Origin of the sequence: Zhongshania sp., from assembly GCF_041623545.1 — a bacterium.
In the GTDB taxonomy this organism is placed as follows: domain Bacteria; phylum Pseudomonadota; class Gammaproteobacteria; order Pseudomonadales; family Spongiibacteraceae; genus Spongiibacter.
On sequence record NZ_JBFJWS010000044.1, the window covers coordinates 1 to 16,992 of the forward strand.

General features: G+C 49.3%; 13 protein-coding genes. 11 read left to right on the top strand and 2 right to left on the bottom strand.

The genetic code is table 11. The features are described from left to right. Window positions 1-178: 178 nt before the first annotated feature. A complete protein-coding gene (locus ABYT30_RS07080) occupies window positions 179-2,329 on the bottom strand; it encodes a YgiQ family radical SAM protein (protein WP_373077904.1) in 2,151 nt (716 codons plus the stop codon). 174 nt (window positions 2,330-2,503) lie between these two features. Between ABYT30_RS07080 and ABYT30_RS07085 the strand changes: the two genes are divergently transcribed. The 10 genes from ABYT30_RS07085 (at window position 2,504) to phoU (ending at window position 13,687) form a co-directional block, all read left to right on the top strand. Further along, a complete protein-coding gene (locus tag ABYT30_RS07085) occupies window positions 2,504-2,974 on the top strand; it encodes an NfeD family protein (RefSeq protein ID WP_373077907.1) in 471 nt (156 codons plus the stop codon). Window positions 2,975-3,014: 40 nt separating this feature from the next. Beyond that, window positions 3,015-3,863 carry an SPFH domain-containing protein gene (locus ABYT30_RS07090; protein ID WP_373077909.1) on the top strand — a complete coding sequence of 283 codons (849 nt, stop codon included), beginning with the start codon at window positions 3,015-3,017 and terminating at the stop codon, window positions 3,861-3,863. A 20-nt stretch (window positions 3,864-3,883) separates the two neighbouring features. Continuing rightward, window positions 3,884-4,738, top strand: coding sequence for a formyltetrahydrofolate deformylase (purU, locus tag ABYT30_RS07095; protein WP_373077911.1), 855 nt, complete (start codon window positions 3,884-3,886; stop codon window positions 4,736-4,738). Between the two features lie 86 nt (window positions 4,739-4,824). Beyond that, the gene (phoB, locus tag ABYT30_RS07100; RefSeq protein WP_373077914.1) at window positions 4,825-5,532 is read left to right on the top strand and encodes a phosphate regulon transcriptional regulator PhoB; all 708 of its coding nucleotides are present in this window, start codon (window positions 4,825-4,827) and stop codon (window positions 5,530-5,532) included. Window positions 5,533-5,541: 9 nt separating this feature from the next. Further along, window positions 5,542-6,846, top strand: coding sequence for a phosphate regulon sensor histidine kinase PhoR (phoR, locus tag ABYT30_RS07105; protein WP_373077917.1), 1,305 nt, complete (start codon window positions 5,542-5,544; stop codon window positions 6,844-6,846). Window positions 6,847-6,944: 98 nt separating this feature from the next. After that, window positions 6,945-7,913: a PstS family phosphate ABC transporter substrate-binding protein gene (locus ABYT30_RS07110; RefSeq protein WP_373077919.1), complete on the top strand. Its 969-nt coding sequence runs from the start codon at window positions 6,945-6,947 to the stop codon at window positions 7,911-7,913. Between the two features lie 135 nt (window positions 7,914-8,048). After that, entirely contained in the window at window positions 8,049-10,280 is a 2,232-nt protein-coding gene (locus ABYT30_RS07115; RefSeq protein WP_373077922.1) for an ABC transporter permease subunit, read from the top strand. Between the two features lie 40 nt (window positions 10,281-10,320). After that, window positions 10,321-12,027, top strand: coding sequence for a phosphate ABC transporter permease PstA (gene pstA, locus ABYT30_RS07120; protein WP_373077925.1), 1,707 nt, complete (start codon window positions 10,321-10,323; stop codon window positions 12,025-12,027). Window positions 12,028-12,106: 79 nt separating this feature from the next. Next, window positions 12,107-12,907, top strand: a complete 801-nt coding sequence (pstB, locus tag ABYT30_RS07125; RefSeq protein ID WP_197465760.1) for a phosphate ABC transporter ATP-binding protein PstB — start codon at window positions 12,107-12,109, stop codon at window positions 12,905-12,907. Window positions 12,908-12,964: 57 nt separating this feature from the next. Next, complete coding sequence (gene phoU / locus ABYT30_RS07130) at window positions 12,965-13,687, top strand: phosphate signaling complex protein PhoU (RefSeq protein ID WP_373077928.1); 723 nt, start codon at window positions 12,965-12,967, stop codon at window positions 13,685-13,687. A gap of 30 nt (window positions 13,688-13,717) precedes the next feature. On the opposite strand, the gene ABYT30_RS07135 is transcribed toward phoU, so the two are convergent. Then, the gene (locus ABYT30_RS07135; protein WP_373077929.1) at window positions 13,718-15,223 is read right to left on the bottom strand and encodes an AbgT family transporter; all 1,506 of its coding nucleotides are present in this window, start codon (window positions 15,221-15,223) and stop codon (window positions 13,718-13,720) included. 552 nt (window positions 15,224-15,775) lie between these two features. Between ABYT30_RS07135 and ABYT30_RS07140 the strand changes: the two genes are divergently transcribed. Beyond that, window positions 15,776-16,992 (top strand): FimV family protein (locus ABYT30_RS07140; RefSeq protein WP_373095768.1); only part of this gene is annotated, 1,217 nt, incomplete at its 3' end.

Sequence of the window (16,992 nt, forward strand, 5' to 3'; positions counted from 1 at the left end):
AAATGCCTTTTATGGTGCTTGAGCTGAGATAGGCAGGGACTTATGAAACAGAACGAGGTACTTAAAACGACTTCGTGGTGCTTATACATAAAACCAAGCTGCATCCGTAGCCAGCATGATTATTATATACATATAAAAAAGTGGCTTTGGAAGAGCTTTGGTCCACGGAAATGGAATTTTATTTACTTTTTCGCGGCGGCAGTCCTGTATGTTGAGTCAATATGCGGCGGCCTTTGCCATGTTTTGGCGTCCAATTAACTGGCTGGCGCGGTGGCACTAAATGCTTTTTACCGTAGCCAATCAGGTCCTTGCGGCCCATGGACAGAAGTGCTTCACGTATTGACGGCCAGCCTTCTGGGTCATGGTAGCGCAACAAAGCTTTGTGCAAACGACGCTGCTTTAGGCCCTTTGCACTGACCACATCTTCACTGGTCCGCGATACTTTCTTAAGCGGGTTTTTGCCGGAGTAATACATGGCTGTGGCATTCGCCATTGGCGAGGGGTAGAAGGCTTGCACCTGATCGGCGCGAAAGCTATTACCCTTTAACCACATCGCTAAGTTCATCATGTCTTTATCACTGGTGCCGGGGTGTGCAGCGATAAAGTAGGGGATTAAATACTGTTCTTTACCCGCCAGTTTGGAGTATTTATCAAACATGACTTTGAATTTGTCGTAACTGCTCATGTCCGGCTTCATCATTTTCGACAGCGGACCCTCTTCGGAATGTTCCGGGGCAATTTTCAAATAACCACCGACGTGGTGGGTTACCAGTTCTTTGACATATTCCGGTGTTTCGATCGCGAGGTCATAGCGCAAACCCGAGGCAATTAAGACTTTTTTGACGCCTTTCAGCTCCCGCACGTCACGGTATAAATCAATTAGCGGCGTTTGATCCGTGTTGAGGCTTTTACAAATACTGGGGTATACGCAGGACAGGCGACGGCAGCGACTTTCAATTTCTGTGCTTTTGCAGTTTAGGCGCCACATATTGGCGGTGGGGCCGCCTAAATCAGATATGACCCCAGTGAATTCCGGAGTCATATCCCTGATTTTTTCCACTTCTTTGACAATGGAATCGTGGGAGCGGCTTTGAATTATCCGGCCCTCGTGCTCGGTAATCGAGCAGAAGCTACAGCCACCGAAGCAGCCGCGCATAATGTTCACCGAGAAGCGGATCATCTCATACGCTGGGATCTTGGCCGTGCCATAAATTGGGTGGGGCTTGCGCTGGAATGGGCGTTCAAAGACCCAGTCTAGTTCTTCAGTTGTAAGCGGAATTGGCGGTGGGTTCAGCCATACTTCCTGGTCGCCATGGCGCTGAATCAATGCTCTGGCGTTGCCTGGGTTTGTTTCTAAATGCAATACTCGAGCGGCGTGAGCATAATTCACCGGATCGGCTTTAACGACTTCGTAATCGGGTAGGCGAATAACGGTCTTGGCTGCGTCAGTTCCTGCCTTGCGGGCCTGCAGAGGGTCAATAATGCGGACGGTTTGCACTGCCTCGACGGGTGTTTCCGCGTCAGGGTTTTCCTCGTTCTTTTTGCAGCTCTCGGTGGCGCTAGTGTCAACGTAAGGGCTGGTGATCTTGTCGACCTTGCCGATTTGGTCAACACTTGAGGAGTCAATGACTGTCCAGCCATCGGGCACGTCGCGAGTGACAAAAGCAGTGCCCCGCAGATCGCGAATACTGTCGATGCTATCGCCACGGCCAAGTCGGTGTGCCACGTCTATAATCGCACGTTCGGCGTTGCCATAGAGTAGCAAGTCGGCCCTGGAATCAAGTAATACTGACCGCCTAACTTTGTCGCTCCAATAATCGTAATGGGCGATACGGCGCAAACTGGCTTCAATCGAGCCAATTACAATTGGGGTGTCTTTATAGGCTTCGCGGCAGCGCTGGGAGTAAACAATAACCGCGCGGTCTGGGCGTTTGCCGCCTTCGTTGTTCGGCGTGTAGGCGTCGTCATGGCGCAGGCGACGATCAGCGGTATAGCGGTTAATCATGGAATCCATGTTGCCGGACGCTACTCCAAAAAACAGATTGGGTTGCCCTAGGGCTTTAAACGGCTCAGCGGATTGCCAGTCAGGTTGGGCAATGATACCCACGCGAAAGCCCTGAGCTTCCAGTACTCGGCCAATGACGGCCATGCCAAAACTGGGGTGGTCGACATAGGCGTCACCAGTCACAATGATGATGTCGCAGCTATCCCAGCCTAGGGCATCCATTTCCTCGCGAGAGGTGGGCAAATAAGATGCGGTGCCGAAACACTCGGCCCAGTAGGGGCGGTGACTAAAGATGAGTTTTGGAGTTTGTATTGCTGAAGACATAGAGGTAACGCAGGAATCCGGATAAACGAGCATTATACGTGAAAACGGCAACACTTGCTGGATGTTAAGTCGTCCCCGCTAAATATAAATAGCTGCACTAAGTGCTTGAATATTTAGAGAAATACGGGATAAATGAGTATCGGAAATGCGACGCTATAAGAAAAGGGGTCGGAAATGGAGTGGTTAGACGCGAATATTGCCTACTGGCACTGGATGGTTTTTGGTCTTTTACTAGTGGCAACAGAGATCTTTATTCCTGTTTTTGTAATGATTTGGTTTGGTGCCAGTGCTATTGCGGTCGGCTTGATCTTGGCTGTTGTCGACATGAGCCTGACCGTACAGGTGCTAATTTGGCTTACTTTGTCGGTGTTAGATTTGGTGGTGTGGTTTAAGTTTATTCACCCCAAGATGAAAAATCGGACGCTGTCGGGTATGTCGCGGGAGCAGGTGATTGGGCAGGAAGGCATGGTAATTAGGCTTGGCCCTGAAATTGAGCAGGGAACGATGCGCTTTTCGATTCCCGTGCTCGGCAGTGATGAATGGCAGTTTATTTGCCGGGATCAAATTACCGTTGGTGAGAGGGTTACGGTGGAGGAGATTTCGGGAAATACGCTCGTCGTGCGTTCGCAGCGCAGCGGCGTGTAAATTACGAGACTGATTGAATCAGAACTTTAGGAGTATAGCGATGGATGGCTTGGCGGTAGTAATCGCGTTGGCAATTTTGGTTATTGTCACGGTTTTGAAGGGGGTGCGAACGGTTCCCCAAGGCTATAAACACATTGTTCAACGGTTGGGTAAGTATCACGTCACCTTGAACCCTGGGCTAAATTTCATTATTCCCTACATCGACGACGTGGCATATAAACTAACAACCAAAGACATTGTGCTTGATATACCATCCCAGGAAGTTATTACTGAGGATAATGCGGTAATCATTGCGAATGCGGTCGCTTATATTAATATTGTTGCCCCAGAAAAGGCTGTTTATGGGGTGGAAAACTATACGTTTGCGATCCAAAACTTAGTGCAAACTGCACTGCGCTCTATTGTTGGTGAGATGGCGCTGGATTCTGCGCTGTCGTCCCGTGACCAGATTAAGGCCAAGCTAAAAGCGGCGATATCTGAGGATATCGCCGATTGGGGTATTACCCTAAAAACCGTTGAAATACAGGACATAAATCCGTCGCCGACGATGCAGGCAGCTATGGAAGAGCAAGCCGCGGCAGAGCGGCAGCGTCGCGCGGCAGTGACCAAGGCTGAAGGGGAAAAGCAGGCGGCTATTTTGGAAGCTGATGGCCGCCTTGAGGCTTCCCGCCGGGATGCTCAAGCACAAGTGGTCCTGGCTAAGGCGAGTGGCGCGGCGATAAGCCTAGTGTCAGAGGCTGTCGGCAGTGAAGAACTGCCGGTGTTGTATTTATTGGGTGAGAAATACGCCGACACGCTATTGCAGCTTGCCTCATCTGATAATGCGAAAACGGTGGTTTTACCCGCTGACTTACCGCAGGCGTTGCGCGGTATTTTAAATAAAGTTTAATTCGGGGTTGAGTGTTTTACATGGACCATACTTATCGATTAGTGATCAGTTGCCCAGACCGAGTCGGGATTGTCGCACGGGTGAGTCAGTTTGTTGCGGAGCAGGGCGGTTGGCTCACTGAGGCTAACTATCATGCCGATGCCGAAAGTAATTGGTTTTTTATGCGCAATGAGATTCGCGCTGAATCATTGAAAGTGAGTGCTGAGCGTTGCAGAGAGGCGTTCGCGCCAATTGCACAAGAATATGGCATGAACTGGTCGCTGGTTGACTCCGCAGTGAAACGTAAGGTGGTGATACTCGCGAGTCATGCTTCCCACTGCCTCGCCGATATTTTACACCGCTGGCACAGCGGTGAATTAGACTGCGAGATTCCCTGTGTTATTTCTAACCATGAAAACCTGCGCAGTATGGTGGAGTGGCACGGAATTCCTTTTGAATATGTGGCTATTGATCCAGAGAACAAAGCACCTGCTCACGCTAAAATCATGGCAATGGCCCAAGCTTATCAAGCTGATTGCGTCGTGCTTGCGCGGTATATGCAAATCATACAGCCTGAATTTTGCCACGCGTTCGCCGGCCGAATGATCAATATCCACCACAGTTTTTTGCCTTCGTTTATTGGTGCAAACCCCTATCAAAAAGCCTTCGATCGAGGTGTTAAGCTGATTGGTGCGACCTGCCACTATGTGACCGAACGATTAGATGAGGGGCCAATCATTGAACAGGACGTTATTCGAGTTTCCCATCGCCATACAAAAGATGACCTTGTGCGGCTGGGTAAGGATGTAGAGAAATCCGTGCTGGCGAGGGCGCTGCGCAACCATCTTGAAGACCGAGTTTTAGTACATGGGAATAAGACGGTAGTGTTTGATTAATCTGGTGAAATTTAAACTGTCATAAAATTGTCACTTAAAATGGTTTTAATGCAGCTTACTAATTTTGCAAATAAAAGGTTAATGGAATGACGCCAGCCACCATATTGATAGTTGACGACGAAACAGCAATTCGAGAGATGATTCGAGTTGGTCTTGAGCTAGCGGGTTACGAGTGCCTCGAAGCCAGTAACGCCCAAGAGGCGCATGGTATTATCGTAGATAAACGTCCTGACCTCGTATTACTCGACTGGATGATGCCAGTGACGAGTGGCCTTGAACTGTTAAGGCGTTTACGCCGGGATGAGTTAACTCGCGACTTATTGGTGATTATGCTGACGGCCAAAGATGACGAGGATAACCGTGTGCAAGGGCTTGATGTCGGTGCTGACGACTATATCACTAAGCCGTTTTCGTCTCGGGAGCTAATGGCTCGCATCAAAGCCATTATGCGCCGTTCGATTAGCCGCGACGAGGAGGGCAGTATCGAAGTAGCGGGGCTGAGATTAGACCCTAGCAGCCACCGAGTATTTGTCGATGCCACGCCCTTAGACATGGGGCCCACGGAGTTTAAATTACTAAAATTCTTTATGACTCATCAAGAGCGGGCGTATAGTCGCGGCCAGCTGCTCGATCAGGTGTGGGGCACTAACGTTTATGTTGAAGAGCGCACCGTCGACGTTCATATTCGCCGGCTTCGTAAAGCCCTGCAAACTGACCTAAGAGACTGTGGACTGCTAATTCAAACCGTTCGTGGAACTGGCTATCGGTTTTCGACAACAGGTGTTTGCGCATAGCGCTAAATAATGCGGTATTACAGTTGGAAGACAGAGTTAATACGGGTTGCTATACCTCTTTTTGTGGTTGCAGCTGGCTGCGCGCTATTTGACCTTGGTCTATTGCCCTTGCTGGGCACGGCCTTGCTCGCATGTGCATGGTTGCTGCGGCATTTACAGCGTTTATCGGACTGGCTGTATAGCGGCGCTCGGTCAGATCCTCCAGAGGCTGCAGGTATGTGGGGCCAAGTGTTTGATGTTATTTACGATATGCAGCGGGAGTCATCCCAAGATAGCGATCGCTTGCAGGCAATGATTGATTATTTACACGCCTCATTTGCCTCGATGTCCGACGCGGTGGTTATGCTCGATCCCTACGGAAATATCGAGTGGTGTAACGCCTCGGCCCACGATTTATTGGGCTTAAGGGAAGAAGGTGACAAAGGGCGCCAACTAGTCAACCTGCTACGGAGCCCTGCTTTTTTACGTTATTTCGAGGCCGAGCGCTATCAGGCCCCGCTGGAAATGGTCTCGCCGGTGAATGGCCACATCCACCTAAGTATTAGTGTGAGCTTTTTTGGTAAGCGAAATCGACTTTTGTTTGCCCGCGATGTCACTCGGACTCACCGGCTTGAGCAAATGCGTAAGGATTTTGTGGCTAATGTCTCCCATGAATTACGCACACCATTGACTGTAATAAATGGCTACCTGGAAACCTTTGCCGAGCACGGCGGTGCAAACCCCCGCTGGGACCGAGCTGTGGATCAGATGCTGCAACAGTCGCGGCGTATGAATTTACTGATACAGGATTTGATGATGCTATCGCGCTTAGAGTCAGTGCCAAAACTGGCTGATGAAAGCCTTATTCAGTTGCGACCCTTAATGGAAATGATCCGCGAGGAGAGTGGTACGGCGGCGAAAGGCAAGCGCCGTATTGAAATTGATTGTGACGATAATATTGCAATTAATGGTAATGCCAATGAATTGCGCAGTGCTTTTTCGAATTTAGCGGTCAATGCGGCCCGATATACTGCTGAAAATGACCGAATTATCTTGCGTTGGTATCAGGATGACTATCACGCCTATTTTGAGGTGGAAGACACGGGTATCGGCATCGAGCCCCAATATATTCCACGCTTAACTGAGCGGTTTTACCGGGTAGATCAGAGTCGATCTCTTGATACCGGGGGCACTGGCTTGGGTTTGGCGATTGTTAAACATGTCCTGATTCGGCACCGAGCAGAATTGCGAATTCGCAGCGCGCCCAATCAAGGTAGCGTCTTTACCTGTGTTTTTCCGAAATCAGTGGCGGTGCCAGTATCTGGAAAGGAATAGTTTGAAAGTAATTATTACAGTGCTTGTCACAAAGTTGTCATAATTCGACTATAAAGTAGCCTCACTGAAGTAGCTTACCTTGGTTTAGGAGTGTCGAAGTGAAGATTAAACATTTAGTAGCAAGTGCATTTGTAGCGGCGTCTGCTGTGGGCGTAATTGCTGATACCCGAGTGGATAGCGCTTTGCCCGATTACACCATAGTCTCTGGTGTGTCAGGTAATTTGTCTAGCGCCGGTTCAGATACCCTAGCCAATTTAATGACCTTATGGGGCGAAGACTTTAAGCGGAATTACCCAAATATTAACATTCAGATTCAGGCCGCAGGTTCATCTACTGCGCCGCCAGCGTTGACCGAAGGCACCTCTAATATCGGCCCAATGAGCCGTAAAATGAAAGACAAAGAGCTAGAGTCCTTTGAAACCAAGTTTGGCTATAAACCTACAGCGATTCCGGTCGCTATAGACGCGCTGGCAGTCTTTGTTCACAAGGATAATCCGCTCCAAGGTATGACAATCGCACAGGTAGACGCCGTGTTTTCGAGTACTCATAAGTGCGGACACAGTGCCAATGTTGATACTTGGGGTGGATTAGGGATGACTGGGGGCTGGAAAGCCCGGGATATCCAAATGTTTGGCCGGAATTCGGTGTCCGGTACCTACGGTTACTTTAAGGAAGAAGCACTTTGTAAAGGTGATTTTAAGAATGGTGTGAACGAGCAGCCGGGATCTGCGTCTGTTGTGCAGTCGGTTTCCACATCAATTAATGGTATTGGCTATTCTGGAATCGGTTATAAGACCTCCAGCGTTCGTGCTTTACCCTTAGCTAAAGATGACAAGAGCCGTTTTGTTGAAGCCAGCGCTGAAAATGCGACCAATGGTAGTTACCCCTTGTCACGCTTTCTCTACGTTTACGTAAATAAGGCCCCGAACAAGCCATTAGCGCCTTTAGAGCGCGAGTTCATCAAGCTGGTATTGTCTAAGCAGGGTCAAGAAGTTGTTGTAAAAGATGGCTATATCCCTCTACCAGCCAGTGTTGTTGCTAAAATTAAAGCTAAGCTAGAGCTGTAACTCGAGTTGTAGTTGGTCATGACAACACAATGCCGCAGAATGGATTTGCGGCATTTTTTTTGTTGATGACCTTTTGTCATATTAATGTAATAAATTTGTCATATTGTGTACGCAGGTTTTTAGAGAGCGAAATACATGAGTCAGTCTGAGGTTCGAGCTACCGCTTCCGCCTATCGTCAGTGGCGTAAAGTCAAAGATGGTATGGCAACCGCTACGATCACTGCGGGTGGTATAAGCGTACTATTTGCGATACTCCTGATTTTTTTCTACCTCCTTTATGAAATCATGCCCTTATTTCAGTCGGCTTCATTGGAGGCCGGCAATGAGTTCCCCACCAATAGCGATACGCCAAGCCTGTATTTAGCGATGGAAGAACAAGCTGAAGTGGGTTTTAGCCTAGGTCGTTCAGGGCGAGCGGATTTTTTTCAAACAAATGACGGCGAATTACTGCTTAGAGAAGAGATTCCCCTGAGTGGCGCAGAGATACGCAGCTTTGCCTTGGATTCAGAAGTTAGCCGGATCTTTGCACTCGGCTTGAGTAACGGCCGAGTGATTATTGCCAAGCACGATTACCGTACCAGCTTCCCAGATGATAAACGCTTAATTACCCCCGTTTTGCGTTTTCCTTACGGTGAACAGAGTTTATTACTCAGTGAAAGTGAACCGATAGACCAATTAGCGATCAGCGACAGTGATGACGAGCTGCTGTTGGTGGGGGTAAGCAACGGGAAGCTGATCGGGCGTCGTTGGGTGAAAGAAGAGGACTTCCTCAGTGAAGAGGTTACCTTAGTCGAAAAGTCGGTTGATCTGCCAGTTTTGGAGATGAGCGCTGACCGGGTACTTCTTGGCCCAGATCAGCGATGGCTCTATGTAATGAGTAATGATGGCGGTTATCGATTAATCGATTTGCGTCGCGTGAACGTGGCGGATCGCGGCTATCTTTTTGACAGCGGCAAGCTAAATGAAGCGCGTTTCTTGCTCGGTGGGATATCCCTCCTCACCGCCAGCGATCAGGGCGAAGTGGGGCAGTGGTTTGTCGTACGCGATAGCGAGCGCGAGTCGGGCTACCGTCTACAAGCTGTTCGGAAATTTGCCGTACCAGAGGGTGGCGGCGCTACCTTAGTGACGGAACATCGCCGTAAGGGCTTCGTCAGCGTAAGCAAACAAGGGCATTTAGACCTGTTTTACACCACTTCTCACCGCCGTCTGCTCAATGCCGATTTAGATGTGGGTCGTATTAGTGCAATCGCAATATCGCCACGGGCCGATATGCTCTTGATTGAAAACGAGGGCGGAACTCGGTACCGCTATAAACTCCACAATGAGCACCCAGAACTGTCCTGGTCGGCGTTGTGGAGTAAGGTGTGGTACGAAAGCTACCCAGAACCCGACTATGTCTGGCAGTCCTCCGCATCCACTAATGACTTTGAACCGAAATACAGTTTTGCGCCACTGGCCTTTGGCACGCTTAAAGCCGCATTTTACGCGATGCTTATTGCCGCCCCCTTGGCGATATGCGGGGCAATTTACACAGCCTATTTTATGGCCCCAGCGCTGCGCAGAAAGGTAAAGCCGCTAATTGAACTAATGGAGGCGCTACCAACGGTTATTCTCGGTTTCCTAGCCGGTTTGTGGTTGGCGCCCTTTATTGAAAAAAATATGCCTGCCGTATTTTCAATTTTTTTGGTGTTGCCATTTGGGATACTGCTGTTTGCCTGGACCTGGTCGAAAGTCCCGATAAGTTTACGTCGTCATGTTCCAGATGGCTGGCATCCTGTGCTGTTAGTCCCCGTCGTGCTCGGTATTGTTACCGCCTGCGTTGCCTTGGGTGCACCCATGGAGCGCGCTTTTTTTGGCGGGGATATGCGCGCATGGTTAACCAATGATATGGGCGTGTCCTTTGATCAACGCAATGCCTTGGTAGTTGGAATCGCAATGGGTTTTGCGGTAATTCCGACGATATTCTCTATTGCAGAAGACGCGATATTTTCTGTCCCCAAACATCTCAGTTACGGTTCTTTGGCGTTGGGGGCCACTCCTTGGCAGAGTTTGGTTGGTGTTGTTATGCCGACTGCAAGTCCGGGCATTTTTTCGGCACTTATGATTGGTATGGGGCGAGCCGTAGGTGAAACGATGATCGTACTCATGGCTACCGGTAACACCCCGATTATGGATGCGAATATTTTTGAAGGTATGCGAACCCTCGCTGCAAATATCGCGGTGGAAATTGGTGAGACCGAAGTTGCTAGCTCCCATTATCGAGTTTTGTTTTTGGCGGCGTTTGTGTTGTTCATGTTCACGTTCTTTGTAAATACGATTGCGGAAACAGTGCGTCAGCGCCTGCGCATGCGTTACGGAAATCTTTAGCATTACTGGCGCAGTGGGCTGAAATACAGGAAATTTACCAATGTCTTTGCACGATGATAACAAGCAGGGCCTCGTCGAGTGGTGTAAGCGCGGCGAACCTATGATTTGGATGAACGCGGCAGCGGTTACCGTAAGCACTCTCGCTGTTATCGGTTTACTGCTTTTGTTAGCTGTTAGAGGTTTTGGCCATTTTTGGCCAGCGTCCGTTGTGCAGGCTCAATACAGCTTGCCCGGTGAATCCTCTGTTCCGATACTAGCTGAACGAGTCGAGGTCGAAAGTGTTCCTATTGAACAGCTTTTGAGTGCGGGCTTTAAAATTAACGCCGACGAAGCATTCGTTAAGCGCGAATTGGTTAAAGTGGGCAACCGCGACGTAGGCGGCGCCGATTTCCAGTGGGTGATATCTCGTCATCTTGAAAACCCTGAATACCCCTTAGACGCCGTGGTTGTCGAGCGTAGAGAGTGGGGCAATTTTTACGGTTTTTTACGTGAAGTAAAGGAACAGGGGCAGGTTGTGGCGAGCTCCGCTGACGATGCTCACGTGGCATGGTCAGTCTTTGAAGAACGAATTGCGCGAGCAAGTGAAATACACGACAAAATTGCAAAAATCGAGAAAAAAGAAATTGGCAGTATCAACTATCAATTTGAGAAGTTGCGCTTAAAGGAGCGGGGCTTAGCCCTAGACTCGGACCTTGAATCTTCACGCCGACAGGCAATTGAAACGGATATTGCGCTGGCGCGGGCAGAGTTAGATATTCAATATAAAGCGCTGCAGGGTCAGTTGGCTGACCTTTATACTCAATGGAACCGAGATAGCTTCACTATAGAAACCAACGGTGGCGTGCTTCGCGAGCAGCGCATGGCAACGGTGGTAAAGGCGTATCGGCCCAATGCCATGCACCTCGGTCAGAAGCTCGTGTTTTATGTTCAGAAGTTTGGAGAATTCCTCACTGAGGATCCCCGCGAAGCCAATACTGAAGGTGGTATCTTCCCAGCGATTTTTGGCACGGTCATCATGGTGTTGATTATGTCGGTGCTGGTTACACCCTTTGGTGTAGTTGCGGCGGTCTACCTGCGTGAATACGCCAAGCAGGGCCTAATGACCCGCATTGTAAGAATCGCGGTGAATAACCTCGCTGGTGTACCGTCAATCGTTTACGGTGTGTTTGGTCTAGGCTTCTTTATCTATTTCCTCGGTGCAGAGATGGACAAAGCCTTATTTGCCGAAGCGCTCCCGGCCCCGACCTTTGGTACCCCGGGTTTACTGTGGGCGTCAGTGACGCTAGCGCTACTGACCTTACCTGTGGTCATCGTCGCCACTGAAGAGGGCTTGGCACGGATTCCACGCAATTTGCGTGAAGGCAGTCTTGCGCTAGGCGCTACCAAGGCGGAGACACTTTGGCGAGTTGTACTACCTATGGCTAGTCCTGCAATGATGACGGGACTGATTTTAGCGGTAGCGAGGGCCGCTGGTGAAGTGGCTCCGTTAATGTTGGTGGGGGTCGTGAAGTTGGCTCCTTCATTACCGGTAGATGGCAATTTCCCTTATTTCCATCTGGATCAAAAGTTTATGCACTTGGGATTTCATATCTATGATGTGGGTTTCCAAAGCCCGAATGTTGAGGCAGCACGGCCTCTGGTTTACGCGACTGCGCTCTTGCTGGTAGTGATTATCGCGTTACTGAATTTGAGTGCGGTGGCACTGCGTAATCATTTGCGTGAAAAATACAAATCACTGGAAATGTAAACGCGTGAATAAAGTAATCGAAAAGGCGGCGAATTTTATGACGACAGATAAATCGGCAGTGAAGTCACATGCCATCAATATGGAATCACTGGGTCGCAATCGTAGTGAACAATCTATTCACGATGAAGATATTACGCTGTCAGTGGACAACCTAGATCTGTATTACGGTGAAAAGCAGGCGTTGTTTGACGTCAATATGGTTATTCCGAGGAAAAAAGTTACGGCGTTTATCGGTCCAAGCGGTTGCGGTAAATCGACCTTATTACGCTGTTTCAATAGAATGAATGACTTGGTCGACACCTGCCGGGTCGATGGCGGGATCTCCTTAGATGGTTCTAATATTTACGACAAACGCGTGGATGTTGCCACGTTGCGGCGTCGCGTGGGTATGGTGTTTCAAAAGCCCAACCCCTTCCCAAAATCAATTTATGAAAATGTGGCCTATGGCTTGCGAATTCAGGGTATTAATAAAAAACGGGTTTTAGACGAAGTGGTGGAGCGCTCTTTGCGCGGCGCGGCGCTGTGGGATGAAGTCAAGGATCGCTTGCATGACAACGCCCTCGGTATGTCCGGTGGTCAGCAGCAACGCTTGGTCATTGCTCGTACGATCGCGGTGGAGCCTGAAGTTCTGCTTCTTGACGAGCCGGCATCTGCTCTAGATCCAATTTCGACTTTAAAAATTGAAGAGTTGATTTACGAACTTAAGGATAAATACACAATCGTAATTGTGACGCACAATATGCAGCAGGCAGCGCGGGTGTCGGACTATACGGCATTTATGTATATCGGAAAGTTAATTGAGTTCGATAATACTGATGTTCTTTTTACCAACCCGACAAATAAGCAGACTGAAGATTATATTACCGGCCGCTATGGATAAGCTGCTGTAAATCGGTGGTAGATCGCTGTTTGCTGATGAATTATTGGGAGCATTAACATGAAAGAAAAAAATTCACATACCCACCACATATCCCAGCAGTTTAATACTGAGCTCGACGATGTTAAAACGCGGATGCTAGAGATGGGGGGCTTGGTTGAAAAGCAGGTTGCAGATGCGACCAATGCTTTTATGCAGTTGGATACTGGTTTGGCCGAAGAGGTTCGCAAAGGCGACGCATTAGTAAACGCCTTGGAAGTTTCCATTGACGAAGATTGCACGATCATCCTAGCTCGGCGCCAACCCGCTGCCAGTGATTTGCGCTTGGTTTTGTCGATAAGCAAAGTCTTAAGTGACCTCGAAAGAATGGGTGACGAGGCCAGTAAAGTCGCCGATAGTGCAATAAAGCTAACTGAGCTTGGTGGACTACCCCGCAGTGTACTTGAAATCCGCCATATTGGTGATCATGTTGCTGGGATGGTGAGGGGTTCACTGGATGCCTTTGCACGCCTCGATATCGATCTCGCCCTGGAGGTTGCAGAAGAAGATAAGGCAGTAGATCTTGAGTACGGCACAGCCATGCGCAGTTTGGTGACGTATATGATTGAGGATCCCCGTACTATTTCTTCGGTTTTGCAGGTGATGTGGGCATTGCGTTCCCTAGAGCGGGTCGGTGACCACGCACGTAATATTGCCGAACATGTCATTTACTTGGTTAAAGGCGCGAATGTACGCCATGTTAATATCGAAGAAATGGCGGCAACGGTCCAAGATCAGTCGTAAGTGAGGCAGTGGGCGATAACTTTCGCCCGCTTAGCCTGGGCCTAGCGGCAGTCCAGCCGCTAGCCACAATCCCAATAGCAGCGACCAACCCAGTAAAAAGCACAGCGAATAGGGCAGCATAAGTGCCATGAGTGTACCCATGCCCGCTGTTTTATCGTGGCGTTGGACAAAGGCAACGACCACCCCGAAGTAGGGCATTAAAGGCGTAATAATATTGGTACTTGAATCGCCAATGCGGTAGGCCATTTGCGCAGACTCGGGATCGACTCCCAGCAGGAATAACATTGGCACAAAAATGGGGGCCATCAGCGCCCACTTGGCCGACGCGCTGCCAATCAACAAATTAATCATCGCGCTAATCAGAATGAAGGAAACTAACAGGCTGATTTTTGATAGTGCGAGTCCAGCGAGCCAGTGTGCACCATTGATTGCTGTAATTGCGCCAAGCCCTGTCCAATTGAAATAATTGACAAACTGGGCCGCGAAAAACATCAGCACTAAATAACTGGCGAGGCTAGCCAAGCCGGACTCCATTGCCGTTATCCAGTCGTGCTGGGCTTTGAATTTGCCGGTGCTGTAGCCAAAAAGCACTCCCGCGATTACTGCGTACAGCGCGATAAACACCACAATACCGTTGAGCAAGGGTAGTGCGGCGAGACCATTGGGGTCAGGGTTACGCATTAGGCCATTCGCCGGGACCACTAAGGCGAATAAAAAGCCTACGAAAATAACGCTAAACACGCCAACTCGGCGCAAGGCTTTGCTTTGCAGGGAGTTGTCGATCGGTGTAGCCGTGTCTGTGTCGGTCGCTGGTTTCGCAAGGCGAGGTTCTACGATTTTTTCATTTACCCAAGCCCCAACAACGGTGATGAATACGGTCGACGCCAAGGTAAAGTAATAATTGGCGCTAGTGAGCACCTGTCGATCAGGGGCGACTAGGCCAATCGCTTCACTGCTAATCCCTGACAAAATTGCGTCTACTGGGCCAAGTAGTAAATTTGCGCTGTAACCTCCTGATACACCAGCAAATGCCGCAGCGATACCCGCTAGGGGTGAGCGTCCGGCAGCCCGAAAGATTAGCGCGGCGAGGGGGATTAAAACGACGTACCCCGAGTCGAAGCCGATACTCGACATCACACCGGCGAAGACAATAAAGCTACTGAGCATGGGCTTGGGCGCTTTGCTTGCCAAGGCGTGCAGGACGCAGGCGAGTAAACCAGAACCTTCGGCAACAGCAATGCCGAGTATGGCGACAATAACCGATCCAACGGGGGCAAAGTTAGTAAAATTGCTAACAGAGCTGCTAACCATCCAGCGCAAACCATCCGCCGACAATAGTGATTTCGCCGCGATATTGTCGCCACTAATGGGGTGGTCGGTGTTAACGCCGAAAAAATTACTCAGTGCCGAGACGAATATTACGGCGGCGCAGAAATAGATAAAAAGCATTACAGGGTGTGGGAGTCGATTTCCGGCACGTTCAAGCTTATTGAGCCAGCGCTGGCTGAGGGCAATTTTTTGATGGTTGTCGGGCATTGCGAGCATCGTTCCTAGGTGAGCTGCGCTTTAGTGTAATATAACTGTGTGCTTAAGGGACGTGAAAATACGGCCTTTGTATTTAATCGACGCTACTAATGCAGCTTGTGGCTAACCCTAAATGTAGATTAACAGTGCTATCTTAAGTAAGAGAGGTGGATTTAGGCTTGTAAAAATCTCGGCGTGAAAGGGGCTAAGTCAAGACAAAAAAAGGGAGGCGCCAGTCTGGTTACTTTTTATCCGTACCTTGAAAAGGCCCATGAATGCTCGCTCAAGGTGGCCCTGTACAATGTTATCCACAAGCTTATTCACCTAAATTGGGGAAAACTTTTATCTGGCGCGGGTTTTGGTCAAATATTTCACTTTTGGGCCCCAATTGGTCCGGATGAGTGTGGATAAGCTAAATTAGGCTACTTTTGTCATTGTTTTCATGTTTTTACAGGCGTTTAATGGCAAGTGTTAGAGTTTATTGCTAAAAATAAAGAGCAATCAGGTATTATACTTAAGCAAAACTATCCCGAGTGGGCACGAAGCGCTGAATGAGATGTGAGTATGGCTAAATACAAAATGCCGGCGATGTTGCCGCTTTGCTTGGCGGTTTTAGTTGGTCAAAATGCAATGGCCTTGGGGCTGGGGCCTGCGAGCTTAGACTCTGAGTTAGGTGAGCCCCTGTTCGCCCGTGTTCCCATCTTTCGGGCTGACGGCTTGGGCAGTGAGCAATTGCTGGTCACCTTGAGCCCAGTAAAGGATGGCGAAAGTGGTATCGACGTAGGTACCGTGGATACGCGCGCTATTTCAGCGGTTGGTGAAGTAGACCTTACTGGCAATGGAACTATTTATTTACGTAGCGACCGGCCGTTGGTCGAACCATTTTTACATTTTATGTTAACCGTGCGTTGGCCCAATGGTAGCTTGAGTCGGGCCTATACGCTGTTATTTGACCCGCCAGCGAACACCGTTAGCAGTGCCGCCTCTGGCGTGTCGGCTTTACAAAATATAAATCGAAATTCAACAGGGGCGATTGCAAGTCGCAGCGAACCGCGCCAATCTCGCCCAGTTAGGGCTGCTGAGGTGATCACCGCTGAGTCTAGTTTGTACACCACCGTCCGTGGCGACAGTCTATGGAGTATTGCGCTGCGCCTTGCGAAGGTAAAAAGTGGCTCAGTAAATCTGTGGATGGATCGACTTTACGCCAATAACCCCAAGGCGTTTATTCGTGGAAATCGAAATCTTCTCAAAGAGCGCATGACGCTAGACTTGTTTGAAAGCATCCCGGAACCCCTGGATACCGACCCCCAAGCAATGCCCGCAGCTAAGCCAAAGCTTAAGAAAACCGAAATCATCGCCACCAGTTCTGTGGGAGGCCCCAGTGACCTACTAGCTCAAGACAAGGTGATTTTAAACCGTCGTGAGGATGAAATTAATAACACCGCTGCGATCGGCGACAGTGATGGCGTTTTGACAGAAAAGCAATTTTTGCAGCAAAGCCTTGGTTCAGTTCGAAGCGAAGTCGACCAAGTGTCTAAAAATATCAGTGCAATGACTGATCGCTTGGCTGCATTGCAAGCGCAATTAGATAGTCTTAATAGTCAGTACCGTCAATTGCAGACCGTTGAGATCGAGACGACTGCAGTAATACCTGCAAATAGCGACGCGCCGACAAACGTGGAACAGGAGCAGAGTGAAGTTACTACGGCAATTGTAGAAGCGCCTGCCGATGGTGAGTTAATTAATAAATCTCCGCAAGTTGATGAACCGCCATTAATCGC